The organism is Nonomuraea sp. KM90 (assembly GCF_052246675.1).
GTDB lineage: Bacteria > Actinomycetota > Actinomycetes > Streptosporangiales > Streptosporangiaceae > Nonomuraea.
In genome coordinates, this window is sequence record NZ_JBQQCB010000139.1 from 1 (window position 1) to 24,456 (window position 24,456).

A 24,456-nucleotide genomic window follows, 5' to 3' on the forward strand; every position below is an offset into this window, starting at 1 on the left:
TCCACGACCTCGACCACGATCCCCGCCCAATGCGGGAGTAACTCTTCAACACATCCCGGAACGCACTCCGCAAACGATCAACTACCAGGTCGTTCCACGTCCCAAGATCAGCGACAGAGCCCGTTTACCTGTACCTGGCTCTGCACTGGAACCCGTACGCCGACACCCGGATGCGTATGAGTTCGTCCTTGGCATTGATGCGCGGGCGGGTGACGATGGTCTTCTTGCCGTCGGGGCCTGTGACGCTGCGCTTGATCGTCTGCAGGTCTTCCTTCCAGGCCCGAGCGACCTCCGGCGGCAGCCGCAGTGTCGCGATGCCCGGGGACAGGGCCTCGACCCTGGCCCCAGAACAAGCCCGCCAAGGACGCTGAGATGGTTTCCAAGCTGGCGTAGTCGAGTGCGGGCTGACGTTCCTTCAGGTAGTCCACGAGCAGGTCACGGACCGGTTTGCACTGCAGCCGATAGCGATCGACAAGTTCCTCGATGGTCAGCTGCCCCTGGGCCATACCGAACGCGCGAATGGTGGCCGGAGCGTCGGCGGGGAAGATCCCGAGAGTATGCAGCCGCAGGTAGAAGTCGACCTTCTTCTGACCGCCGCGGGAGTGGACCAGCCGCTGGGTGTCGGCCATCTCCACGCAGTCCCCGACGGTGATATCGCTGATGACGCCGCCCTTGCAGGCCAGGATGGTCGCGATCCGGGTGGCCGCAAGCTTGGCGTCCTTCAGGGCCGACGCCGGACCGGCCTCGGCGAGCTCGCGCAGCCGGGCGAACCCGGCGGGGTCGCGTACTTGCGCCATGACCGGGGCCAGGTGCTTGTGGGCCCGGGTCACCATCCAGGCCATGCGGGGGCGGATCACATCCCCGCAGATCAGCATCAGCAGCCCCGACGACAGGTCGTTCTCGTCATAGGAGACCGCGGTGCCGTTGTCGCGCAGCCAGCCCACCGGGAGCAGCAGCCACGAACTGCCCGGATGCTCCTCGGCTCCGGAGGCTTCCCACCGCTGCTGTCAGGTGCCTCCGGGGAAAGAGGACAGCCAGCGCAGCAGCTTGGCCGTTCCCCGCCGCCGTCCCGCCCGGGTCGCCTTCACTTGCGGGAGGAACGGCGGCGAGGTCAGCCGCCGCAGCACCTCGTCCTCGCCCTGGGCCGTTGCTGGCCACCATTCCTGGGCGATCCGGTGCGGGAACTGCCTGCGTAGCTGGCTGTTGCGCGGCTGCGCCGGAGCCGCACTGCCCGCTGTTCCCTGCTTGCTGCGGATCGTGTGCTTCACGACAGCGGTCATGACGGCCGCCCGAACAGCACCGACAGCGACTGAGGGTCATAGCCCGGTGCCAGCTGTGGCGGCGGAGACTGCTGCGTCCGGGACCGGCGGGCATGGTGGGCGAGCACACCCTCGATCACCTCGTCTCGGGTCGGAGTCAGGTAAATCTCCGTCGTGGTCAGGTGTGCGTGCCCCATCACCCATTGCACGTCGGTCAGGCTGAGCGAGCCGTCACGGGCCATCCTGGATGCTGCCGAATGCCGCAGGTCGTGCAGTGTCCAGTCCGCTCCGAGCGAGGCATTGACCCGCTCGAACATTCGGTGCGCCCCGTGATAGCTCAGCGGCCGGTAGGGCCGCCGCAGCGTCCACCAAGCTGGCTGCCGTTGGCCTCGGGGCGTTCCCATCCGGAGCAGTTCCTGCTGGTAGAGCCGATGCCACACGAACGCGTCTGCTGACGCTGGGAGTTCCTGCACGGCCCGGGTTCCCTTGCGGATCACGCTGATCAGCTGCTCGCCGGGACGGAAGTCACATTGGCGCATGCCCAGCAGCTCCGCGGCCCTGGCCCCGGTGGAGATCCAGAACGCGACCAGGGCCCGGTCCCGGTGCGAGCGCAGCGACGCGAACAGCTTGTTGAACCACTCGTCGGGGATCGCCCGCGGGATCCGCTTGGGCACCGTCGGCCGGTAGCGTCCGATCCGCTCGGGCCTCCACTCGTCCATCGGGTTGTGATGCGCGTTCGGGCGACCGCGACGGCGGCGGGAGGCATCCAACGGGAACGGGTTCAGCACCGGTCCGGTGCCGCAGTCGCGGTGGAAGTCGTAGAACCGGCGCAGCACCGTCTCGCTATGCGCCACCGTGGACGGCGCATACCCGTCACCGGACGCCGGCTTGCCGGTCACCGGATTCGGCGCTCCAGCCGCCCGCGAGGACAGACGGGCCGCCCGCGGCCGGGACGTCTGCAACCGCTGCTTGGCCGTCAGTTGGATCCAGCAGCTGAAATCCCTGGCCTCGGTCCTCGACGCCCGGTTCCACGCGACGCCTACCGCGTCCAGGAACCGCCACCACCGCAGCAGGTCGACCGCGTACGACCTCAGTGTCGACTCTGATCTTCCCGACGCGAGCAAGTCTCGCAGGAAAACCGACACCGGCTCCACGATCTCGCCTCCGGAGCCGACTACTCGATACGGCTCATGGGCATCGCCGGTGGTCACGAGACGGCCCGCCCGAGACACCACCAGCCGCGACAGATCGCGTCCCTGCCCCTCATCCGATTTGATCACGCGGACAAAGTAGTGCCAGTGACCGAAAACCCGCTATGAACTGCCAAAACATCAGAGTTAGTTCAGTCAACGGGGCATTGGCGTGCGGGCAGCTCTTCTGCACCGGCAAGCCGCAGAAGCCGTTGGGTAGGGCCTGGGTGACCCGGCCGAGGCGCTGCTTGGCCCAGGCCGCCTCGGCCAATGGTCCTTCGGGGTCGACAGCGACGGTCTGGCCGGTGATGTCGACCTTGCGGGCCTGCTCCCAATGCCGGCGGATCGTGGTGTCGCTCAGCCGGGCGTAGTGCGCCGTCATCATGGGGGAGTCGTGGTCGAGGATCCGGCGCACGACTTCCTGCGGGACGTCCCGGTTGATCAGCCGTGTCCCCAGCGTGTGACGGAACTGGTGAGGAGTGACCTTCACGAGGCGGCCGTGTTCGTCACGAACGTCGCATGCCTTCAACCACTGGTGCATCGCGGTCCGGTAGACGTTGTCGTCGGTGGGCTCGTGCCCGGCTGCGTTCCTCAAGGATCGCGGAAAGAGAACAGGAGTGCCCTGTGGCCAGCGATCACGAAGGCGGCGCTGGTGATCTCGGATCTCGCGTTCAAGTTCCTCGTCGATGGGGACGAGCGCTTCACGTTTCATCTTGTGGTTCAGATAGCGCAGGTAGGGGGCATCGTCGGCGTCGTGGACGATTCAGTCGTGCGGCAGCCGCACCGTGTCGGTGATCCTCAGTCCGCAGCGCATCAAGATGAGCGTGACCAGCCGGTGGGCCGGGTTCTTCCACCGGTCCAGGTTCGAGGGCTGCTCCAGCTGCGTCATCACGGGTTCGCTCAGAGCCCGGGGCAACCGCTCGTCACGACGGGGAAAGTCCTCATGGAAGAACACAGCGCTTGCGGGCAGGGTGTCGTCCCAGCCGTGCTGACGAATGGCCAGGAAGAAGAGGTTGAGCTGCCCGATGAAGTGCCGGTGCACCACTCGCCCCGCGTAGTCGGCGTGCAGCTGGGCGAGATACCGCTCCAGCAGCGGCCGGTCCACTTGATCAAGGCGGACAACGCAGACCGCTGGCGACGCGAGGAACTGTGCGAAGTAGGTCACGACTCGCGTGCCGGAAGCCGCCGATTCGGCGCCAAGCCCAGTGCTGAGCCGCCACCGGGCCCACCGCTTGGCCAGATCCTTCAGCCAGGGCTGTGGGATCCGGTCGAAGAGGATGTGGGCGACCTTGGCCTTGATCCCCAGCTCGCGCAGCCGCCAGACGTCCCGGTCGTACTCGTCGTCCCAGCCGTATCGCCGGCCGGATTCCTCCGTGCGCTGCCCTGCATGGAGCTGGAACCCGGGAGGTTCGGGCCCCGCCTCTCCCGGATTGGCAGGCATGTGCAAGCTCTCGCTCACAGCCGTACCTCCCCGCCGTCGAACCAGCCGGCGGCCTCCAGCGCCTTCCGGGCGTCCTCGGCGGTGAGGTGTAACGGCACCGTCGGATATTGGAACTGTCTGAATGCCTGCTCGTGAACGGTCCTTGGACGGTGCTTAGCCAGCTTGAGGAACAGACTGGAAAATGGGCAATCACCACAGCCATCGATCAAGGAACTCAGCCCAGATGAACCCGCGGTAGCCTTCAAAGGCCGGTGGGTCCATCTCCTTGAGCTTCTGCGCGAGCTCGGCGAGTTCGGCCAGCGCTTCGTCTTCGTGGTCGTCCGCGTCGTTGAGGATGGGGGACTGGCTGACGTGGAGTCCGTAGTAGTGCAGCGTTCGTAGCCAGTGGCCGATCGTCGAATTGGCGAACCACGCCTCCCCGTCCGGTAGGACGTAGCAGACCCTGCCGGTGTGCGGCTCGGCGCCGAAGGCCCACCGCAAGCCAGACGCGATGTCACCGTGGTGGTTGCCGGTGAGCCGGTAAAGCGAAATCCCTGAGGTGGTCTGAAGCACTGGGTCAGGGTCCGCCTGGAAGTCGACGTACTCGATAAGTTGATCGACGACGGGAACGCCGACGTTCACAAGCAGCGACTTCTGTCCCTCGGGGATCCTCCAACCGGCCGCGATGTCCGGATCAGCTCGGCTGATGCGTTCGGCGCCGGCCCATCCGGCCAGGTCTTCAAAGGTCAGCATGGTGACTCTCCAAAGGACGGTTGGGCTCGCGGTAGTCTCGACGGCTGATGTCGGCGGCGTAGGTCATCCAGTCGCCGGAGGAGGCGCGTTGCCAGGCGACGGCGACGTCGATGTGGATGCCGAGCATGCGGGCGAGCAGGGCAGCGGGGAGTTCGGTGGCGAGTTGGAAGAGGGCGGTGGAGCGGGCTTGTCCGGGTTGGATGCCGAGGTCTTTGAGGCGTTTCCCGAGGTGGGTGGCGCTGATCGGGCGGCCGGGTTGGCCTCCGGGAAACAGCCAGGGCGAGGGGTTGGCGGCACCGGTAGTAGCGTGACCGCGTTTGCCCTTCAGCACCTGGCGGGTGAGGTCGGCGACGGGCTCGGGCAGGGTGATGGGTGTCGTCCCGAGCCGGATCGTCGTGGCGGTGTCGGCGAGGGTGACGTGATCGGTGGTGAGTCGGCTGACCCGGGCGGTCGGTTGGGCGTAGAGCAGGACAAGCAGACCGGCAAGGCGGTCTCGGGGGCCGATGGTGTCGTCGTGCAGGAGTCGGCGGGCGGCCTCCCAGCGGCCTTGATCATCCATGGGGCGGGTGGGGCCCTGCCACTGGACGGCGGGGAAGGACAGGGTGGTGAGCCGCTGTCGGGCGGCCCAGCGGACGAAGTGGCCGGCGTGGTAGTGGTGGGAGGCCGTGTCGTCGCTCAGCCATTGGTCGAGATCTGCCTGGCCGCAGCTCGTCAGGGTCAGGTCGCGGGAGGCCAGCCAGTCGAGCAGGGCGACGGCGGATCGGACGCGCTGGACTACGACGGTGTACTGCTCGTTGGTGGTGGCGCGTCCGTTGTTGCGGCGGCGCAGCCGCCGCAACAGGTGCCAGACGGTGTAGCGGTGCAGGAGTTGGCGCTGGTCGGCATCGGTTCGTGTGGCGAGAACCTTGTCCAGGAAGCGTTCGAGGCGGGCCATCTGTTCATCACGCGCCGGCAAGGTCTCGGTGGCGACCAGCACGCTGCGCAGGTGGTTGAGGATGCCGCGTTGCGGCAGTTCGTCGAGGTCGGCGTGGGTGAGTTGACGGTGGCCCGCGGCGATGTCGGCCAGGGTGGCGGCGACGGGCTCTTTGGCGAGCCAGCGCAGTGCGGTGCCGGGCGGGTCGGTAGCGGCCAAGGCGTCCCGGAGCGGAAGCAGGGCCGGATGGGTGACGCCATCCGGACCGGTCATCAGTTCCCGGATCCGCAATTCAAGTCGGCATTTGACGCACTGACCCGGCCGTGGGCTGGTCTCACAGATGCGGCAATCGGGGAAGGCCGGAGCAGTGCAGTCCTGGCAGAGTGGTTGGTCGAGGGTTCCCGACCGGATCGGTTTCAGCTGATCACAGCGTGAACACCGTGCTGACAGCTTCTGGCAGGGCGGGCACCACGGCAGCCCGGTCAGCCGGGAAGTGCCGCAAGGCCGGGGCTGCCGGCAGATTGAGCACGTCGCCGTCGGTAGCGGTGGGCAGCCGGGGCAGAGCGGGCCCTGCGGGCTGCGGGTGCCCACCATGCGGCGGCGTCCGCAGTTCACGCAGACCTCAAGATTGGCCGGGTCGCTGACCAGGCAGGTCGGGCAGATCGGCCGTCCCAGGTCATCGCGGACTGCGGCCTCGCAGACCCTGCCGCAGCCCGAGCAGGGCTGGGCCCGGGACTTGGCCACACAGCTGCGGCAAAGCCACTGTCCACCGATCGGCCGGTGCAGCTTGATGACCCGGCTGCAGTGCGGGCACGCAGGTCGGACGATCCGGGTGGCGCCCGCCTCGCAGAGCTTGTCGATCAGTCGTAGCACCGACGGGACGGAAGATTCGGCCCCCGCCCCGGTGAGCAGGCCGGGCCGGTCCTGCACCGCCCAGGCGAGTTGGTGGCGCTTGCCCGCTTGGGTGGCCGCCGTGTTCACCGCCGTGGCGATGGCCTCGGCCGGCAGGGCAGGGTCGAGTGTTGTGACGACCTCGATCACGATCTCGACTGGATCACGGCCGCCGTCCAACCCGGTGCCGGGCCCGCAGGTGCTGCATCGGGGCTGCCCGTTGCGGTCCCGGGAGTGGACGCGGGCGATGTCGCCGCAGTTCGCGCACGGTAACCGGATAGGTCCGCAGACTCCGCAGTACCAATCCTCGCCAAGGCGCTGCAGCGTCCGCAGCGCCTTGCCGCACTCGGCGCAGATCGGCGGCGAGGTGGCCGTCGCGCCCGCCTTGATCAGGGCGATCAGCAGGTCTCCCACCACCCGCGGTGCGGGCGAGCGGCCGTCGGTGAGGACCGCGGGCCGCTCGAGCAGGGCCTGGGCCAGCTTGCGGCGCTTGGCCCGGCCGCCGGCGACTCCCACCACCGTCTTCTCGACCAGGTCACGGCCCAGCCTTGCTTCGATGTCGACGATCAGGTTGACGGTGACACCGACCGGATCACTGATGGCCTGAGGAATCTCCGTCATCGTCAGCCGTCGGCCCGAGTGATTCTGGCCCGTTTCGGTCGCAGGTCACCGACGCCGGCCTCACTGCCGACCGCCTTGGTCTTCTTCGCCTGCCCGGCGGCGGCCACCGGTTCGATGAGGTCGTCCATCGTGCAACCTAGGATGTCCAGCAACGCCATCAAGATCTTCAAGCTGAGCCGCTCGGGCCGCTCGGCGACCAAGCGGTAGATCTGGCTGGAGGAGAGCCTGATGCCCCGCTCGGCCAGCGGGTCGAGCAGGTCCATGGTGGAAAACATGCCTCGGGCGGCCATGACCTGCCGCAAGTGCCACTGGTAATCCAGCTTGGCCGTCACCGCTCCTCCGTCCGTCGAGATCGGCCATCGTGCTCGGCACCGAGCACCGGGGCAAGCGCCCGGCGTAGCGCGGTGTTCATGAAGTCGTCGCTGACGTGGGTATACACAGCCGTCGAGCTGTCGCTCTCATGACCCACCTGGGTCTGGATGAACCGGCGGTCGACCCCGTCCTCGGTCAAGTGCGTCACGTAAGAATGCCGCAGACTATGGACGACCAGAACCGCCGGCAGGCCGAGCGCGTCCCGGTAGGCGACGAAACGGGCGTTGATCTCCGCCGGTTTCACCCGTTCGCCACGTTCGGTCACCATAACGCCGGATGATCTGTGCAGCCGAACCGAGGTCGTACGTTCTCCACATAGTCGGCTACCGCCTCCACCGCCCAGTCCATCACCGACAGCACGTTCCGCCGCCGGGGCGGCTGTCCCTTCTTCGCCTTGCCGTACCGGACGTTGAGCATCCCGTACCGGCCGAACTCCGGCGCGGCCGGGTTGCGGCCGAAGTCCACCAGGTCCAGTTTGGCGGTCTCGGTGCGGCGTAGCCCCCACCCGTAGATGACCTTGAACAGCGTCGCATCCCGGTAGGCAGCCAGCGCACCCTTGCGCTTCCCCTTCACCGCCCGTTCCACCTGCTCGTCGGCATAGTCCAAAAACCGCTGCAGTTCCTGGCGGGTGAACGGCCGGGCCTCGGGATTGCCCTCGTAGTCGTTGAGATGAGCGATGGTGTTCCACTCATGTGCGATCGCCACCGGATGCTGCCCAGGGCCGAACGCCTGCTCGCACGCCACGCCCCAGCCATAGCGGCCATCGATGAGGAACTCGGTGAACTGCCGCAGCGTGCACTGGTAGGAACGGACCGTCGAGGGCGCCAGATGCAGTTCAGCCGTCAGATGCAGCGACCACTCGTCCATATGCCCCGGCGCCCATGCCCACGGGTATTCGTTGGTGAACTTCAGAAACCGGCGCACCAGCCGCTCCCGCGGCGCGATCGTGTCTTCCTTCAGCCCTCGCGCTGTCTGCTGCGCCCGCCAGCCCCGCAACATGGCCTCGAACAGCGCGTCCTCAGGGCGCAGTTGCACCACGCCCAAGACGAGTTCCGTGTGAGCCGCTCCCGCGAGCTCCGCCCTGCGTCGCACCTCTCCAGACCATCCCTTCTGAAGGGCAGATCTTGCATCAGATGGGATAGGTCTGGCAAACTCGCTGATCAGGAAGCCAAGCTCCGCGCCTCCGGGAGCCCCTCATGGGCCATCGGCGACCTGCCAGCCTGTGGTTTCTCGCCCGTCTGATGCAATTCCCGAGGGTTCCCATAGGTGTCGGTCGTGGTGGTCAGGCAGGCGTGTCCGAGGAGCTTGCTGACGACCTCGACCGGGGTGCCGCCCCGAAGCAACCTGGTGGCGTAGGCGTGGCGGCACCAGTGGGGGTGGTAGCCGATGCCGGTCCTGCGGCGCAGGCGTCTGACCAGGTCGTAGACGGCCGCATAGGTCATCGCGTGCCCGCGCGGGGCAGCCCAGAGGTTCACGAAGACGTAGTCGGAGTCGAGATCGCCGTACTCGGCGTGCATGTAGTCGGCATAGAGCCGGATCAGCTCAGCGCTGACTGGGATCGTCCTGCCCGTTGCCGACTTGGTGCGAGCGCCGTTGGCATTGAGCCGCGGCACTACCGACAGCTCGCGCTCGGCGACGGCCCAGTCCTCGTGCCGCAGCCCGAGGGCCTCGCCAATCCGCATGCCCGAGTCGAACAAGACGGCGAACAGCAGCCGGTCCCGCACTCGCTCGCAGGCGTCCAGGATGGCCTGAGCCTCGGCCGCGGTGAGGATGCGCGGGAGCTTCTTCGCCGCCTTGAGCGAGATCGCCCGCCGTTGCTGCGGCCGGCCCTTGGAGACATGATGCAGGAACGGCCTCCAGGCGGCGCTTCGGTGACCGGCCGGCTGCCACGTCGTCAGCAGCTCGCCCAGGTCGACGCCGTGGCGGGCCGCGTGCTGGTAGAAGGCACTGACCGCCGAGAGCTTCCGGTTGGCCGTGGCTTCCCCGCAGTGGTGCTGGACCGACGGCAGCACTGCGACCGCCCCGGCCCGGGCCGCCGGCGGCAGCCGCAGCCAGGCGACGAACTCACCGACGTCCTCCAAGCGCACCTCGCGCCAGTCCAGCCCGCGCACAGCGAGGAAGGAGAACCAGTCCTTCAGGTCGTGGGCGTACGCCTTGACCGTATTCGGGGAGCGTTCGATGTCGGTGAGGTAGGCCAGGTAGCGCTCGATCGGTTCGACGGGAACGGCGTCGTCGCCGAGCACCGTCCACGACTCAACCGGCGAGGCAGGCATCATCACGCGCTGTACGAGCATCGGACCTCCGGGGGATCTGCGTGACGGACGACGGCAGATAACCACATCCACCAGGCAGAATCCGAGGCCTCATCGGGGCCTGCTCAACGTCGAGGACGCCCTTCGGACAGCTCAAGATAACGTTCGTTTTTTGAAGACCAGCCCGACAGGTCCTCAGAAGGCACAGAGAGCCTTCAAAAACTCGTTCAACAACCTCGGCGGTTCAACAACTCTCGAACACCGTTTGTTGAGAGGATGGCGGGCGTGACCGACGCCCTGCAGCTGGTCGCCGACCCGCTGGCCGCCTTCCCCGCCCACCGCAGCGAGATCCGCATCGGCTACGCCCGGGTCTCGACCGCCGGGCAAAACCTCGAGCGCCAGCTCGACGCACTCAGGACCGCAGGGTGCCGGCGCGTGTTCGCCGACAAGAAGTCCGGCAAGAGCGCCGACCGTCCCGAGCTCGCCGCCTGCCACGCCTTCCTGGCCGAGGGCGACACGCTGGTCGTTCCATCGCTGGATCGCTACGGTCGCTCGCTGGCCGACCTCCTCACCATGGTCGGCGAACTCCGCCGCCGCGAGATCGGCTTCACCTCGCTGCACGAGAACCTCGACACCACCACCCCCGGCGGCCGCCTCATCTTCCACGTCTTCGCCGCCCTAGCCGAGTTCATCCGCGAACTCATCGTCGCCGGCACCCGCGACGGCCTGGCCGCCGCCAAAGCACGCGGCCGCACCGGCGGCCGCCCCACCGTCATCACTCCCGAGCTGCTGCGTGCGGCCCGGGACATGCTGCCCAACCCGGAGAACTCCATCACCTCGATCGCCAAACTGCTCGGCGTCAGCCCGGGCACGCTCTACAATCACATCCCCGACCTGCGCCAGCTCCGCGACAGCGGCCAAGCCCGAGAACTCAGCGGGGGTGAGAGGCCGTCGGAGTAGAAACGGCACATCAAGCGGCGGGTTACCTGATTGCCTTCAGGTTCGCCCGCACCGTCTTCGTCGTAGGGTGGTCGGCGCCCAGCACCCGCTCACAGTCGGCCAGCGTGGCCTCCAATAGCGGGATGGCCCGGCCCGGATCCCCCGCCGACTGGTAGGTGTAGGCGAGGTTGTTGCGGGATTGCAGGGTGTCGGGGTGGTCGGAGCCGAGCACCCGCTCCCGCTCGGCCAGCGTGGCCTCGTACAGCGGGATGGCCCGGCCCAGGTCCCCCGCCGACCGGTAGGCGGAGGCGAGGTTGTTGCGGGAGGCCAGGGTGTCGGAGTGCTCGCCGCCCAGCACCCGCTCAAAGGCCGTACGGGCGCGGGTAAGCACGCCGATAGCGCTGCTGATGGCGCCCTGGCCTTCCAGGAAGAGGCCGATCTCGTTGAGCAGGCGGGCGGTGGTGGCGGTGTCGGTGGCGGGGGAGGCGTGATCGGTCAGGGCGGTGATGTGGGGGAGTAGCGCCCGCCAGAGTGGCCAGCCGGCCGGATTCCATGGCGGGTTAGGGGAGGCGTCGTTGAGCAGGTGGGTGGCCCGGTCGCGGGCGGTATCGATGGCGGCAGGCTGCCGGTGCGGGTCGCCCGAGTCGGGGGTGCGGGCGACGGCTTGGAGGAGCCGGTGCACGGTGACCGTCTGGCCGTCGAGGGTGATCACGTTGTAGGCGGCCAGCTCGCCCAGCGCGTGCTGCACCTCGCCCGGCTCGGCGTCCATGCCCTCCAGAAAGCCATCCAGCAGAGTGCGCGGGATGGGTTCGGCGCCGTACCAGGCCAGGATGCGCAGCAGGTCGCCCGCCAGCGGCGTGCCGGCCAGCTGGTCGAGGGACAGGCGCCAGATGCGGGCGATGGTGCGTTCGGCGTCGGCGCCGCGGGCGGTCCGGTCGTACATCACCGCTGGCTGCTTCTTCAACAGCTCCAGGTAGGCGCGCGGGGACAGCCGGGTCTGATGCAGATAGGCGCCTGCCTGCTCAATCGCCAGCGGCAGACGTCCCAGCTCATGCGCCAGTTCGGCCGCCCCGTCCAGCTCCGCGGGCGGATGCCCGTCGAGGATAGCCTGGATAACGCTCACGGGAAGGCCGGGGGCGGCGAGCCGGGTCAGGAGTTCGAGCGCTTCTCGCTCGCCCAGCACGTCCAGGCGCAGCAACTGGGCGTCCAGCCGGTGCCAGCCCTCGCCCAGCCGGCTGGTCACCAGCACCTGCCCGGCCAGGGTCCGCTCCAGCAGCGGTTGCACATCAGCGGGGTCGACCACGTTGTCGAGCACCAGCAGCCACCCCTGATGGGCGGCCAGCCACGCGGTGGCCCGCCCGGCCAGCGCCTCCAACGGCAGGACTGTGGCCAGTTCCGGCTGCAGCGCGACCGCCAGCCCCGCCAGGCCGCTCTCGACCGCCTGGGCGGAGTCGGCCGTGATCCACCACACCGGGTTCAGGCCTTCACCATCCGGCCTCACCGCCTGGGCGAGCGCGTAGTGCGCGGCCAGCGTGGACTTGCCCACCCCGCCCAGGCCATGCACCGCGGCCACCACCACTTCACCCCCGCCGCGCAGCGCCGCCTCCAGTCGCGCCAGCTCCTCACCGCGACCGACGAACGTGCGCGTGTGCCGAGGCAGATTCACCAGCCGCGGCGCCGCAGCCACCTCGACCACCGGCCGCACCGCCGCCTCGGGCAGCACCGTCTCGTTGATGAACTGGTCACCCCCGGCCTGATAGGCACGGCCGTGGCCGGAGGCGATGGCCTCCATCTGGACCTGCAGCTGCCGGGGGTCGGGATCGCCTGCGGCTGGTGGGGGCACGCTCATCGTTCGGTGATGGTCTGGTCCCGGCCGGACTGATACACGCGGCCCGACCCCGACGCCTCTGCCTGCATCTGCACGTTGTCGCGTTCGCGCCGGTGGAGGCGATCCCGCTGTTGTCACCCCTGATCGCGATCGACCCGGGCCCGGAGGCGGACGCCGACGTGCCGAACGTCGCCACCAGCACCCGCAACTCGGCTTCCGCAGCCGGGGCGTCCTCCAGCAGGTCACTCAGCCGCAGCCGCCACGCCGCCTCCTGCTCGGCCCGGGCCTGCTCCAGCTCGGCACCGGTCCTGCCGGCGAGCTCCTGCCGCGAGCGCTCCAGCGGCTGCACCGCGACCTGCTGCCGCTCAGGACGGCCCCGGCTCAGCAGCCGGGCGAAACCCTGCTTGGCCGACGCCCACGCATCGGTGGTCATCGCCGACACCAGCGCCGTACCACCAGCCGCCGCCAACGCCGCTAACGCCTCCCCCAACATCCCACCCCTCCTCGGCCTCGCCCTTTGGCCCTGTGTCCGGGCTATCGCCACGAACACGTTCCGCATTACTCCGATAACCGAATGATCATCACCTGAGGTTCCCCAGCCTGCCGCCGAAGGTCAGCGCGAATGCCTGGCATCGCAGATATGCATGGGGAGCCACCGGCGTCGCGGCGAGCTTCCGCGGGCAACACCCCCGGTTATCGCAGGTAGTGACTCACTATCTGCGATACCAGGCCACTGATCATGATGTCACGATCTCGGGGGCGTGCGGGAGCTGCGAAACCCGGACGAGCCCGAGTGGGACGACTGACGTCGACGTCGACCATCGCGCGGTGGTCCGGGCACGCCGAGGCGGCACAGCACGACCAGCCGCCCAGCCTGCCTTCGGCCTGCCCTGCGCTCCAGGCGGGGGCTTCAAGCTCGCGTGTCGCGATTCGGCCTTCGGGGAGGCTGAGTGCCGAAATTGGCGGTAGCGACCCGGGACTTCTTCGCCTGTTAGCGGTCCGTGATGAGGCGTCCAGAGTGATCGTGCAATCTGACGATCACCTGGGTTGCCGGCGCATCTGGCCGCTGATCGCCGTTACCCCCGGCTCCTTCAGCATCACTGCAAAGACAGGCGCCCCCGGCAAAGGGGCTCCGCCCGAAGTCATCTCTCGATTCCGGATAGACCGGGCGTATTCCCGACGTATTCCACGCTGCTGCCGACGCGTGCAACGATCATTAATCCAGTCCGCCGATGATCACCATTACAGGCGGACGAGGAAGGGACGAAGATGGGGATCAGCAAGCGGGTGCCGGGAGTGCTGGCCGTACTCCTCTTATCCATGGGCGGACTACTGGCGCCGGTCCCGGTGCAGGCGGCGTCCGTCGCCGTGGTCGACGACGACCCCGGGGACCTCGACCCCGAGGCCGGTGGGACCGAGGACGGTCTCGCCGTGGACGCCGAGTCCTACGCCAAGGAGTTCGGGGTCACGACAGAGCAGGCGCGGGCCAGGCTCACGGCGCAGAACGACTTCGGCGCCCTGGTGGAGGAGATCGAAGCGGCCCATCCCGACACGTTCGCCGGATCGACGGTCGAACACGAGGGCGACTTCGGCCTGCGCGTCCGTTTCACCGGTGACACGGTCCCCGAGCAGGCCGCGCAGATCGTGAAGGGCGTGCCGGGGGTCACCCTCCAAGCGGGTGCGCGATACAGCCTCGCCCAAGCCGAGAAGATCATCGACTCGACGGGGAACACCCTCGACACGCACGGCGCGGTCGACGGCGTCTTCTACGACTCCACCAACGAGCGATTCGTGCTGGACATGGTCGGCGCGGCCACCGGCGACCGCTCGCGGGAGGAGGTGATCACCTCGCTGCGGGCGACGCTGCCCGCCTCCCTGCCCGCGGAGATCCGCTCCGCCGAGATCAGGCTCACGCCGCAGTCCGCCGGCGACGGCCAGCGGGGCGGACTGCGGATGGACACGTGCACCAGCGGATTCTCCGTCAGGAACGGCGCAGGTGAGAAAGGCATCCTCACCGCCGGGCACTGCGGCAACACGCAGCGGTACCGCCTCTACGGTTCCAGCACCTGGGTGACGACCTCCTTCCGGAGGCAGGAACGCAACGCCACCAGCGACGTGCAGTGGCACACCCGTCCCAACATGGTCGCCTACGCGAGGTTCCATGCCGCCAGCACCGAGACGACGCGGCCGGTCACCGGGCGCGTGGTGCGGAGCGGCCAGAACGGCGACTACGTCTGTCACCGGGGGAAGTCCACCGGCTACAGCTGTGGCCGGGTCAGCACCATCTCCTACCGCCCGACCTGGCGCAACGCCTGCGACGGCCCCACCTGCGCGGCCACCTGGATCCGGGTTTCCGGTGCCAACCTGAAGTGCTACCCGGGTGACAGCGGGGGCCCCTGGTTCAACGCCAACCGGGCCTACGGCATCTACAAGGGCCAGTCGTCCACCGGAACCGGGACCGCCGGTTGCAACTGGGCCGTCTACATGGCGATCAACTACATCTCCAGCATCGACGTCTCTCTGCTGTACGCGTGACACCGCCGGCCCCCGGGTAAGGTGCCTGCCGTGGCAGTTACCACCTCCATATGGCAATTCGCGCTCATTGTCGGGCTTCTCACCTGTCAATCCCGGGGCTGGACACCACCCTGATCCTCAGGACCGCGGCCCTCGGACGCCACCGCAGCTGCGTCGGGCAGCCACACCAGGGCCGCATACAGGTGCTCGGCGTCGCAGGGCTGCCGCTGTCGTCGTCCACCTCGTCGCCGCGGACGAGCTCGCACGCCACGCCGTAGGCGGTGGCGCGGTCGACGGCGGCGCGCGCTTGGGCCAGCAGGAGGGCGGCCGTGCCGAGCTGGCCACGGGCAATGGATGAAACTGCTGGTCCTCATCGCGCGCGCACTGCTCGTCATCGCGCGTACTGCTCGGTCTCGGCGCCGGCCGCCTCCTCCCACACTCTGCGGCACACCTTCGGCACCAAACCTGCTGCGCCAGGGCGTGGACATCGTCGTGGTCGCCGAGCTGTTGGGGCATGCCCGCCTGGACACCACCCGCCGGTACACCTTGCCCCACCCACGGCGACCTGGAGGCCGCGGTCGCCAAGCTTCCCCACCGACCAGTAGCCGCGCTTCTCGCCGGTGCTGCGGCGGGGCATTTCCCCAGGACTCCCTATCTGTCATCAGGCCTGAGCGCCCCGCCGCCTCTAGCTCGTCAACCCTCGCTAGCCCTGCAGCCGTGCCAGGAACGTCATGACCGCCAGAGCGAGCCCCACGAAACCGGCGAAGCCGCCGGCACCGGCCAGGATGGCCAGCGGGGCCGGCATGCCGCCCATCCAGGCGAGGCCGCCTCCGACCAGGGCGACGAACAGGCCAGCGGTGACGATGATGGCCACCCAAAGGCCATGATCATTGCGCATTTCAGTTTTCCTCGTGTGTGAATCGGTTGCCAGTCGACACGAAACGCGGCCCCCGCTCACCCAGGAGGGCGAATAGGGGTGTGTGTTCGTATCCCGCTTCCATGCCTAACGCCTGCTCACAGCAGCGCTCGCCAGAAGGATCGGAACGGGTCGATCCGGAACGAACAGGTGGTCGAAACTTCTTTGTGACCGGGCACGACAGCAGGTGCGGAAGACTCCCGGGGTGCGGTTCCTGGTTGTTCCGAGTCGTTCCGAAACGGTCTGCCAAGGAAGGCCCGCATGACGGAGGAACAGGCGCGTCGGCTGCCGTTCCAGGTTGTTCCGAATCGTGTTCCGAATCGTGGGTGGAGCGGTCGGCATCGGCGCGTACGCCGAGGCTCACGCGTTCCGGAACGATTCGGAACACCGGCCGCGAGGCGTGTTGTCGTCCGCCTCTGCGGCCATACGGAAGAATCGAGGATCTACCTTCCTCATCAATGGTGATCAGGATTGGCGGTGCAGATCGCCCGTGAGCGGAACTTCCCCCAGCTCGACACCTGCGGAGCTGTGTGTCGCAGCGCTGAATGAGCTGTGCCGGAGGGCCGGGAATCCGTCCCTGGGCGAAATCGTCAAGTTGTCCGGGCCGCCGCGCCTGAGCAGAACAGCAGTACACGACGTGTTGAACGGCAAGCGGAAGAAGCCGCAGCGCTGGAAATGGGCGGCGTCCTTCTTTCGCGCCTGCCATCGGCACGCGCAAGCCACCGGCCTGGACGCCGACGTCGTGTTGGTGACCTTGAGCGACTGGCACCGCCGCTATGAGGCTCTCCTGAACGCGCCGGCCCCGGCGCCCGCCGCCGCAGCGACGTCGAGCGAGGTGGCCGCCGACCGGAGTGAGTCGCCTGCGAACCGCGCGGGGTCAGTGCCGCCGGTCGCCGCGCAGCCAGGAACGCCGAGCTCGGTCACCCCTGCCCGACGCGGGGCAACGCCCGTTCCCGTTTCACCGCTGGAAAGCCTTCCGGTGGAGCCGGGCATCCCGACGCTGCGGGACGTGCTCTCCACCCCTTCGTCAGCGACCAGGCCCGCGACGCCGCACTGGCCATCCACCGCCTTGGACCAGCCGCCGCCGTTGACGTCTTCGACAACCGCTCGCTGGGATGTACAGCCCGACCCTCGACATCCCGCTGTGGTCCACTCCGACCCCGCTCTGCCAGCAGCCCCCAAGCCGGCCTACACGCCACTTGACCGTCCCGCGGCCTCCCCTCCTCAGACACCAATGTCGTTGCCGCAGCCGGTGGAACAAGAGGCCGCTTTCGCCACGCTGAACGCGCTCGGCACCAAGGACGCCCCCGGGCTGGGCCATGAGCGGATCAGCGGCTTGTTCGGTCCTCGTGGGACCAGGCTTCTCCAAACAGCCCTGCCCGCACGGAATGCCTCCCGCGGAATCAAGTACGCCCTCGCCTGTCTCGAGCTGGGCATCCTGCTGGTCAACCGGAACGCGACCAGCGAAGGCAACCAGTTCCTGCAGTGGGCGCAGGACAAGGTTCCCTACCTGGGCCTCGGCATCACGCCCCGCTACGGCGATCGCTTCCACGGCTCGATTCCCCGAGAGATCTGCCGGCAAGTAGCCGATGCCTACCGAACGGCCGGCCGGCACGACCTCAGCGACAGATGGCTGGCGTACGGGGAAACGATCAATTGTGACGAGCCGATCTGCCTGGCGGCGTTCTCCACTGGGCGGCATGCCGCCCAGACCCGGACCATCCAGTACTTCCCGGTGTGCAATGCGACCAAGATCCGCAAGCTGTACTGGGAGTCTGTCCTGCGGCGCCCGGATAAGGCCGCCCGAGAGCAGGTTGTCGAGATGGCTCCGACCCCCGCGCATGATCAGTCGACGTTCCCTGTAGCGTCCTCCGGCTCGTCTGGGGTTGATACCCGTTTCACCACGCGGGAGGTGGAACTCCTCAACGCCATGCTTGGCACTGGCACGTGACGCCATCCGCCGTCAGCCACTCGGTCCAGGCCGCGGCCTGCGCCGGCGCCAGCGCCCTCGGGCCGGAGCACTGGTCAGGACCGAGACGACGGGTCGTCGCCGCCCTCGGTGGCGACGGCGCCGATCCAGGCGTTGCAGTGAGCGCACCAGTCGCGTGCGCTGGCCAGGTCGGGGAACACGCGGTACGGCCCCCAGATCTCCTTGGGCCAGCGCCGTTCGTGCTCGCTGGCGTGCTGGTCCAGGGTCTGGGTTTCGGCGATCGATTTGGTGTGGGCGTCCTGGGCCCGGTAGGTGGCGGCCTTCTGGCGCGCGGCGGCGGCGTGCTTTTTGGCGTCCCGCGAGGGACGCGGGCCCGCTGCGAGGCGCTCCCACAGGACGGCTTCCCGCTCGCTGATCTCTGCCAGGAGGTGCGGGGGCGGAGAGGCGAACTCGTCGAACAGCGGGCCGCTCGACAAGCTCATCATCTCGACCAGGGGCGTCATCCGGGCCAGCCCGCTGGACACCGGACGGTCGCCGACGTCGCGTCCGTCGGCCTGGGCGTGCGCGAGCGCCCACTTGTCCAGGTAGGCGGCCGTCTCGTCCGGTGTGGAGGTCCCCGCTGGCATCCGGTTGTAGGTGCGCGCCTCCAGCCCGCCGCTGATCCCGTAGATCTCATCGGTGACGATCGGGCGCTTGACCGCCTCCTCCCACTCCTCGACGACCGCGCGGAACTTGGCGTGGGCGGACTGCCGGGTGATCTCCAGGGTGTCCCCGATGTCCTCCCACGAGGCGCCCCCGGTCTTCTCCACGATCACCGCCCGGTCCAGCAGTTCCTGGGCCCGCCTGACGAACCGGGCCGCGTCCTCGACCGGCCGCGGGTTGTAGTCCGACCACACCGCGACGAAGCCGATCAGGAAGTCGGCGAGGTCTTGCGCGGTGGCGGCCAGGGCCAGCTGGGCCAGGGACTGTTCGGTGTACGGGGCGTCCTCGTACGTCGGCTCGGTCTTGTCCTCCATGGACACCCTCCCCTTCTCGCTGTCAGCGTATAACTGACAAACGAGAATGTCAGCTAGAGACTGACAATTGAAGGGAGATGCCCGTACTGCACTGTCAATAGCGGAGCCGCGCCCAGCGCGCCCTGAACCGTTTCGCTGACCTGCGGCGGAGCATGGCACCGCAGCGGCCGCGAAGGCCTCGCCGGCAACGAGCTCGGCGTCATGCCGTTGAGCTGCGGTATCGCTTATTGATTGACGAGCCGCGCTGTTCAGGCGTCTTGAGGAGGGAGGAACCCGTCGATGCCGGCCGCGACCGGGGTCGGGGGCGGGCGCGAGGTACTCGGCGACGGCCCGGCGGCACCGGGCGGTCGCGTTGGGGGCCCGCTCCGCTACTTCGGCGGCTGTCGCGTCCCCGGGTTGCAGGCGGGTCCGTCGAAGAGTGGATCGTTGTAGAGCGGAGCGTCGTCGTCGTCCGGCCTGGCCGGCCGCTGGTGCTGCCGTTCCCGCAGTCGGCGCTCTGACGGCGTGGGGGAGGGCGTGGCGTTGAGGGGCCGGTGCGGCAACGGCCCTGTCGGCCAGCTGTCGGTGTCGAGCTCGTCAATGCTGTGGTGCCAGGAGACTCCGCCGCCTGGAGCGGTGCGTGCGAAGACGAACACCGTGCTGTCGCCGGCCGCCTCCTGCGCGGCCTGGCCGATGGTCATCGCCAGGTCGGCGACGGCTCGCCCGCCGAGCGTGGTGCCGCAGTAGGTCAGGATCGCCGTGGTGCCGTTGTCGAGCACGGCCGCCAGCGTGTCGTGCTCGCCGGCCTGCCGGGCGGCCGCGTCGTGCACGCGCCCGTCGTTGAGGATCAGGGACGTGACACGGTCCGCGCGCACCAGGCCGACGCCCTCGGTGCAGATCCACACGCGCTGCAGCGCCGTCGGGTCAGGCGTCATGGTCGTCCTTCACGCTCTCGCTCGGCACCGTGGCCCCGCCGGCGATCGTGGCCACCTTGGCGGCCGCCCGTTCGACCGCGTCCAGCGCGGCGGCCAGGCTGTAAGTTCCGGCGGTAAATGGCCGGGATCTCCAGTGCTATTTGGCCGGACGTGATCTCGTGGCGGACACGAGTACGGCCCCGCCGTGGCGGGGCCGGGGTTGTCGATGTGGTGGGTCGCGAGTTCGAGGCGGGAGCCTCACATGACGCCGATGATCAGGTTCTCACGGGCGGCTTCGACGACTTCCTTGGTCACGGTGCTCAGCTGGTTAATCTCCAGGACGCGTTCGATCTGGTCGACGAGGCGGGTGATGAGGCGGAAGTTGCCGCTGGTGATGCGGGTGATGGCGGCGATGGCCTCGGTCGTGGCGAAATCGTCGCTCGCGCCAAGGCCCAGGTGGGGCCATTTGCGGTCCAGGACGTGCGCCTGTTCGTCGGCGGAGAGGGGTTTGTAGTGGTGGATGAAGCCGACCCGGGAGTAGAGCTGGGGGTAGCGGGCGAGGCGCTTTTCGATGCCGGGCATGCCGATGAGGATCACGCCGATGCCGGTGCGGTCGTGGTGATCGCGGAGTTGTTCGAGCCCGGCTGTTTTGAGCCGGTCGGCCTCGTCCACGATCAGGAGTTCGGCACCGGTGGAGCTGGTCTGAGGTGAAGAGTTGTCGCCGTTGCCCCGGCCGGTCTGCAGCATGAGGTCGACGGTGCGGCCGAGCCGGTCGCACAGCAGGGAGATCTCCTTGTCGAGCTTGTCCGGGGTGCTGTGGACCTTGGGGGTGTACATGACGGCACGGACGGCCAGCACGTCGTCGGCCTCGGGCGCGGCGGCCGATCCCTGCCCGTTGAGGTGCGGGGCGAGCTGGTCCCAACGGGTGTAGGCGCGGGCGGATTCGGTCTTGCCGACGCCCGGGCCGCCGTAGCACAGGCCGATGTAGCGTTTGCGGCGGACGGCTTCGGCGAACTCGCCGAACCTGCGGTGCTCCTTGGTCACCAGGAGCGGCGCGGGCGCTGGCTCGGATCGGTTCGCGGGAGCGGGGCCGGGCTCAGGCGCGGGTGGGGGACGGTCGGTGGTGTACGCGCGCGCCGTGGGGCCGGCAGCGCTGGGCGGGATCGGGGTTGGGTGGGGTTCGGAGGTGTTCTCACCTGGGGCATCGGGCTCATCCACGCCGGGGATCTTTCCGGGCGGAGCGCCGGTCACTCATTCCAGTAGCGTTTGAGTCGTGGAGCATCGCCGGGGGTAGAGGTGTCGCCTGCGCTGTTGGCGCTGTCTGTGGGGGAGGCGGTGTCCGGGGTGGTCCATCGGCGCAGCGCGGTCGTGGCTGGATAGGCGGCGGGTAGCGGTTCGTCGTGCAGGGCCAGCAGGGTGTCGACGACGGTGGCGCGGGTGGCGAGCCGGCCGCGCAGTTGTTTGCGGCGGGCGTTGCGCGCGGTGGTGATCTCTTTGAGGCTGATGGTCTCGCCGGACAGGTGCGGGCAGATCGCCCGGCACAGGAAGGTGTCGTCGGTGCCGTCGGGGTGGCGCAGGTAGACGCGGATCTCGGTGATGTCGCGGGGGTCGTAGCGGATGGTGACCTGTTCGCCGACGTAGTCGGCCAGGACCGGGTCGATGTAGCGCAGAGCCAGGAACTGGATGCCGTCGGTGTGGACCTTGCGCGGTTTGGCGACGGTGCACAGCAGCAGGTCCAGCTGCTCCAGACAGTCGGGCATGCGCGGGATGAACGCGCCGGCCTCCCACCGGGCTTGCGGCGGGAGGCCGGTTTCCGAGTGCGGGCGCAGGTTGTAGACCTCGCGGATGAACCGGCCGATCGCGGCGTCGAGCTCGGCGAGGGTGAGGGTGGCTTGGGCGGCGCGGCCGGTGCTGCCCTTGGGGGCGTACCCGGGCAGGTGGGCCAGGCACATCTGGTTCATGGTGTCCATGAACCGTTCGATCTTGCCGTGGCCGTGCGGCTGGCCCTTCTTGCTGAACACCGGCCGCACGCGCAGGTCGGCCATCACCTGTTCCAGATGGGCGGAGGTGAAGTCCGGGCCGTGGTCGAGGTGGAAGATCTCGGGGATGCCGCACACGTGCCAGCCCGGTTCGGCCTTGCGCCAGATCGCCTGCCGGAAGGCCAGTGCGGTGGACAGCGCCGAGGGCGCCTCCAGGTTGACCGCGTATCCGGCGATCGCGCGGGAGTGGTCGTCCTCGATGGCGGTCAGCCACGGCCGGGCCGGTTGCCCCTTGGGGTCTATGACCCACAGGTCCAGCTCGGTGTGGTCGGCCTGCCAGATCTGGTTCGGCTGGGACGCTTCCCTGCGATGCACCAGCTCATACACCTCCCGGTAGCGTTTGCTGCCCTCCACTCCGAGCGCCACCAGCGCCGGGTCGAGGTTGCGGACGATCTCGTGCACGGTGGAGTAGCCGGGACCGGCCAGCCCTGCGCGGTGGCGACACTGGCGGCCTGCCGGTGGATCACCGTCACACTCTGGCGTGGCGGCCGCAGCGCCAGGCCCTCGATCAGCAGCCGCAACGGCTCGGACATCTTCGCCCGGCCGCGGTCCGAACGCGGCCGGCGCACCAGCGCGGCCAGGCCGCCGGCCTGGTAGGCGGAACGCCACCGGCGCAACGTCCGCTCGGGGACCCCGCAGGAGGCGGCGATCTGAGCCAGCGGAACATCGTCTTGGAGGTGGGGCCGCAGCAGCCGCCAGCGCTCGAGCGCCTGCAGGCGTTGCGCGTCGCTGAAGCCCGTCAACGGGGGGTCGCCGTCCGGTGCGGCTGCTTCCATGAACCGTCCCTTTCTGACCGCCTCACTGAGCTGGCCTCTTTCGCAGTGTGCCCGCTGCGCTCACGAAACTTGCCGACAGGTGGCGGATGGCGCCATGCGCGGTCGCCGGCGGCGCCGCCGTACCAGCGACCATCGTCATTTGGTGCCGGTTTGTGGGGAGATCGGCGGGAAGGGCGGCGCCGCAGGCGTTCGGCGGCCTATGATCAGGTTCCTGACCGGGTCCCTGGTGCGGTGGGAGGGCGTGTGGCAGATCTTGGGCTGCCGGAGGCGATCGAGCAGATCCGTCAGGAACTGCGGGAGGCGATCGCCGCGGGCGCTGATGCGGAGATCCAGTTCCCCGTCGGGGAGGTGACGCTGGAGTTCCAGGTCGGGGTGAAGAAGACCGGCGAGGGCAGCGGCAAGGTCAAGGTGTGGGTGCTGGAAGCCGGCGCCGGCGGCAAGGTCGAGCACGACCGGGTGCAGAAGGTGACCGTCGTCCTGCAGCCGCCCGTCGATGCGCAGGGTGATCCGGTCAAGGTGTCACGTCGTTCGTCCGCCAAGCCGGGTTAGCCAAGGGGGCAGCCGTGCTGGTGGCGATCCAGGACCGGTTCGTCGAGGTGATCGCCCAGCTCACCGTCGGCCGCGGCTCTCAGGCCCGGACGGAGTGGCAGGTCGCCTCGGGTTTCCTGATCGACGGCCGCCACGTTCTGACCTCGTTGCACGCCGTCGCCGATGGCGACATCGAAGTCCGGCGGGCCATCCCCTGGCCTGATGGCCCGAAGACGAGCTGGCGGGCGCGGGTGCTGCTGCGTGGAGATGTCGGGCACGCGGATCTGGCCGTGCTGGCGATCACCGAGGACGCGCCGGCGGAGATCGGGCTGCTGCCAATGATCGGGTTCGCGCGCGTAGCCGATCGTACGGAGCGGCTGGAGGTGGTCGAGGACTGCGGCGCGGTGGGGTTCCCGCGGTTTCTGGAGCGCGGCCACGATGCGACGGCGGTCCGTCAGGCCGCGCAGGTCGGTGGCCGGATCCCGGTCTCGCAGCGGCCGGGGCCGGGCCTGCTCACCTTGCAGACGGGGCATCGCCCGGAGGGGCCGCCGCTGCCGTCGGCCGGTACGACGCTGGCCGGGTCGGTCTGGTCGGGCATGTCCGGGGCGGCGGTGCTGGCCGGCGACCTGGTCGTGGGAGTGGTGTCGGAGCACGCGCCGCGTCAGGGCGCCTCGGATCTCACCATCGTGCCGATCACCCTGATCGACGCCCTCCCCGACCGTGATGCGTGGTGGGAGTTGCTCGGCACCCGTCCTGGCCAGCTGCTCACGCTGCCCGAGGCGGGCGGCGGCGTGCTGTGGGCCGACGGCTGCCCGTATCAGGGGCTGGCGCCGTTCGGCCCGGAGCAGGCGGTCCTGTTTCACGGGCGGGGCCAGGCCACCGCTCGGCTGCAGGCGATGGTCACCGCCGAGCGCGCGGAGGGCGGGCTGGTCATGGTGACCGGCGCCTCCGGGGCGGGCAAGTCGTCGCTGCTGCACGCTGGGCTGCTGCCCGCCCTGACCGCCGCCTCCGGCGACCCCTGCGGTGGCCCGTCGTGGCCGCAGATATGCTTCACCCCCGCCGAGCGGCCGCTGCAGGAGCTGGCGGTGCAGTTGGCGGTGCGGTGCGGCGCCGACCCCGATGTCGTACTGGGCGAACTGCGCGCCGATCCGGCCCGGGCCCGGGCGCGGGCCCGGCAGGTGCTGGCCGCCGAGGCGATCCGCCGCCGCCAGCAGGGCGGGTCCGGCCAGACCCCGCGTCGGCTGATCATGGTGGTGGACCAGTTCGAGGAGCTGTTCACCTCAACTCTCAGCGGGCACGCCGAGGAGGTGGCCGCGTTCGTGGCCGCGTTGGAGGCGATCGCCACCCCTGCTGCACCGCCAGCAGCCGGCCCGCAGGATCCCGGCCCGGGGGCGGTGGGCCGGCTG

The 24,456-nt window shown here is 69.0% G+C and carries 23 protein-coding genes and 1 pseudogene; 6 read left to right on the top strand and 18 right to left on the bottom strand.

Translation table 11 applies throughout. The annotated features are described in order from the left end of the window. Positions 1 to 107: 107 nt before the first annotated feature. The 11 genes from ACTWPW_RS54625 to ACTWPW_RS54675 all read right to left on the bottom strand — a co-directional run bounded on the left by ACTWPW_RS54625 (position 108) and on the right by ACTWPW_RS54675 (position 9,713). Positions 108 to 944: a hypothetical protein gene (locus tag ACTWPW_RS54625; protein WP_443173644.1), complete on the bottom strand. Its 837-nt coding sequence runs from the start codon at positions 942 to 944 to the stop codon at positions 108 to 110. A 63-nt stretch (positions 945 to 1,007) separates the two neighbouring features. Then, positions 1,008 to 1,280: a hypothetical protein gene (locus tag ACTWPW_RS54630; RefSeq protein ID WP_443173645.1), complete on the bottom strand. Its 273-nt coding sequence runs from the start codon at positions 1,278 to 1,280 to the stop codon at positions 1,008 to 1,010. Further along, positions 1,277 to 2,413, bottom strand: a complete 1,137-nt coding sequence (locus ACTWPW_RS54635; RefSeq protein ID WP_443173646.1) for a tyrosine-type recombinase/integrase — start codon at positions 2,411 to 2,413, stop codon at positions 1,277 to 1,279. Before ACTWPW_RS54635 ends, ACTWPW_RS54630 begins: the two co-directional genes overlap by 4 nt. A gap of 109 nt (positions 2,414 to 2,522) precedes the next feature. Continuing rightward, entirely contained in the window at positions 2,523 to 3,161 is a 639-nt protein-coding gene (locus ACTWPW_RS54640; RefSeq protein WP_443173647.1) for a tyrosine-type recombinase/integrase, read from the bottom strand. Positions 3,162 to 3,212: 51 nt separating this feature from the next. Continuing rightward, positions 3,213 to 3,908: a hypothetical protein gene (locus ACTWPW_RS54645; RefSeq protein WP_443173648.1), complete on the bottom strand. Its 696-nt coding sequence runs from the start codon at positions 3,906 to 3,908 to the stop codon at positions 3,213 to 3,215. A gap of 171 nt (positions 3,909 to 4,079) precedes the next feature. Continuing rightward, positions 4,080 to 4,622, bottom strand: coding sequence for an SUKH-4 family immunity protein (locus ACTWPW_RS54650; protein WP_443173649.1), 543 nt, complete (start codon positions 4,620 to 4,622; stop codon positions 4,080 to 4,082). Beyond that, positions 4,609 to 7,047 carry a hypothetical protein gene (locus ACTWPW_RS54655; protein ID WP_443173650.1) on the bottom strand — a complete coding sequence of 813 codons (2,439 nt, stop codon included), beginning with the start codon at positions 7,045 to 7,047 and terminating at the stop codon, positions 4,609 to 4,611. The genes ACTWPW_RS54650 and ACTWPW_RS54655 overlap by 14 nt, the downstream gene beginning before the upstream one ends. Positions 7,048 to 7,049: 2 nt before the next feature. After that, positions 7,050 to 7,379 (bottom strand): helix-turn-helix domain-containing protein, encoded by a 330-nt coding sequence (locus tag ACTWPW_RS54660; RefSeq protein WP_443173651.1) that lies wholly within the window; start codon positions 7,377 to 7,379, stop codon positions 7,050 to 7,052. Continuing rightward, positions 7,376 to 7,687 carry a tyrosine-type recombinase/integrase gene (locus tag ACTWPW_RS54665; RefSeq protein WP_443173652.1) on the bottom strand — a complete coding sequence of 104 codons (312 nt, stop codon included), beginning with the start codon at positions 7,685 to 7,687 and terminating at the stop codon, positions 7,376 to 7,378. The genes ACTWPW_RS54660 and ACTWPW_RS54665 overlap by 4 nt, the downstream gene beginning before the upstream one ends. Continuing rightward, positions 7,681 to 8,463 (bottom strand): tyrosine-type recombinase/integrase, encoded by a 783-nt coding sequence (locus ACTWPW_RS54670; RefSeq protein WP_443173653.1) that lies wholly within the window; start codon positions 8,461 to 8,463, stop codon positions 7,681 to 7,683. Before ACTWPW_RS54670 ends, ACTWPW_RS54665 begins: the two co-directional genes overlap by 7 nt. A gap of 116 nt (positions 8,464 to 8,579) precedes the next feature. Further along, positions 8,580 to 9,713 (bottom strand): site-specific integrase, encoded by a 1,134-nt coding sequence (locus tag ACTWPW_RS54675; protein WP_443173654.1) that lies wholly within the window; start codon positions 9,711 to 9,713, stop codon positions 8,580 to 8,582. A 243-nt stretch (positions 9,714 to 9,956) separates the two neighbouring features. Between ACTWPW_RS54675 and ACTWPW_RS54680 the strand changes: the two genes are divergently transcribed. Continuing rightward, positions 9,957 to 10,631: a recombinase family protein gene (locus ACTWPW_RS54680; protein WP_443173655.1), complete on the top strand. Its 675-nt coding sequence runs from the start codon at positions 9,957 to 9,959 to the stop codon at positions 10,629 to 10,631. Positions 10,632 to 10,653: 22 nt separating this feature from the next. On the opposite strand, the gene ACTWPW_RS54685 is transcribed toward ACTWPW_RS54680, so the two are convergent. Next, entirely contained in the window at positions 10,654 to 12,459 is a 1,806-nt protein-coding gene (locus ACTWPW_RS54685; protein ID WP_443173656.1) for a tetratricopeptide repeat protein, read from the bottom strand. Between the two features lie 1,248 nt (positions 12,460 to 13,707). Between ACTWPW_RS54685 and ACTWPW_RS54690 the strand changes: the two genes are divergently transcribed. Further along, the gene (locus ACTWPW_RS54690) at positions 13,708 to 14,973 is read left to right on the top strand and encodes a S1 family peptidase (RefSeq protein ID WP_443173657.1); all 1,266 of its coding nucleotides are present in this window, start codon (positions 13,708 to 13,710) and stop codon (positions 14,971 to 14,973) included. A 682-nt stretch (positions 14,974 to 15,655) separates the two neighbouring features. Here ACTWPW_RS54690 and ACTWPW_RS54695 read toward each other — a convergent pair. After that, a complete protein-coding gene (locus ACTWPW_RS54695; protein WP_375118971.1) occupies positions 15,656 to 15,850 on the bottom strand; it encodes a hypothetical protein in 195 nt (64 codons plus the stop codon). Between the two features lie 655 nt (positions 15,851 to 16,505). Here ACTWPW_RS54695 and ACTWPW_RS54700 point away from each other — a divergent pair. Beyond that, complete coding sequence (locus ACTWPW_RS54700) at positions 16,506 to 17,819, top strand: hypothetical protein (protein ID WP_443173658.1); 1,314 nt, start codon at positions 16,506 to 16,508, stop codon at positions 17,817 to 17,819. Between the two features lie 74 nt (positions 17,820 to 17,893). Here the strand turns inward: ACTWPW_RS54700 and ACTWPW_RS54705 are convergent, their stop codons facing one another. The 4 genes from ACTWPW_RS54705 to ACTWPW_RS54720 form a co-directional block, all read right to left on the bottom strand. Next, complete coding sequence (locus ACTWPW_RS54705; RefSeq protein WP_443173659.1) at positions 17,894 to 18,814, bottom strand: hypothetical protein; 921 nt, start codon at positions 18,812 to 18,814, stop codon at positions 17,894 to 17,896. Between the two features lie 368 nt (positions 18,815 to 19,182). Next, positions 19,183 to 19,728: a hypothetical protein gene (locus tag ACTWPW_RS54710; protein WP_443173660.1), complete on the bottom strand. Its 546-nt coding sequence runs from the start codon at positions 19,726 to 19,728 to the stop codon at positions 19,183 to 19,185. 237 nt (positions 19,729 to 19,965) lie between these two features. Continuing rightward, complete coding sequence (locus ACTWPW_RS54715) at positions 19,966 to 20,751, bottom strand: AAA family ATPase (protein ID WP_443173661.1); 786 nt, start codon at positions 20,749 to 20,751, stop codon at positions 19,966 to 19,968. A gap of 203 nt (positions 20,752 to 20,954) precedes the next feature. Beyond that, positions 20,955 to 22,148, bottom strand: a complete 1,194-nt coding sequence (locus ACTWPW_RS54720; protein ID WP_443173662.1) for a Mu transposase C-terminal domain-containing protein — start codon at positions 22,146 to 22,148, stop codon at positions 20,955 to 20,957. On the opposite strand from ACTWPW_RS54720, the gene ACTWPW_RS54725 reads away from it, so the two are divergent. Then, complete coding sequence (locus ACTWPW_RS54725; protein ID WP_443173665.1) at positions 22,143 to 22,343, top strand: hypothetical protein; 201 nt, start codon at positions 22,143 to 22,145, stop codon at positions 22,341 to 22,343. The two genes, ACTWPW_RS54720 and ACTWPW_RS54725, sit on opposite strands and share 6 nt — an antisense overlap. Here the strand turns inward: ACTWPW_RS54725 and ACTWPW_RS54730 are convergent. Beyond that, positions 22,331 to 22,522 (bottom strand): annotated as a pseudogene (locus ACTWPW_RS54730) (helix-turn-helix domain-containing protein); the annotation flags it as partial. The gene ACTWPW_RS54725 and the pseudogene ACTWPW_RS54730 overlap by 13 nt on opposite strands. 243 nt (positions 22,523 to 22,765) lie before the next feature. Between ACTWPW_RS54730 and ACTWPW_RS54735 the strand changes: the two are divergent. Both ACTWPW_RS54735 and ACTWPW_RS54740 read left to right on the top strand, forming a co-directional pair. Further along, positions 22,766 to 23,071: a trypco2 family protein gene (locus tag ACTWPW_RS54735; RefSeq protein ID WP_443173663.1), complete on the top strand. Its 306-nt coding sequence runs from the start codon at positions 22,766 to 22,768 to the stop codon at positions 23,069 to 23,071. A 14-nt stretch (positions 23,072 to 23,085) separates the two neighbouring features. Further along, positions 23,086 to 24,456 (top strand): nSTAND1 domain-containing NTPase (locus tag ACTWPW_RS54740; protein WP_443173664.1); only part of this gene is annotated, 1,371 nt, incomplete at its 3' end.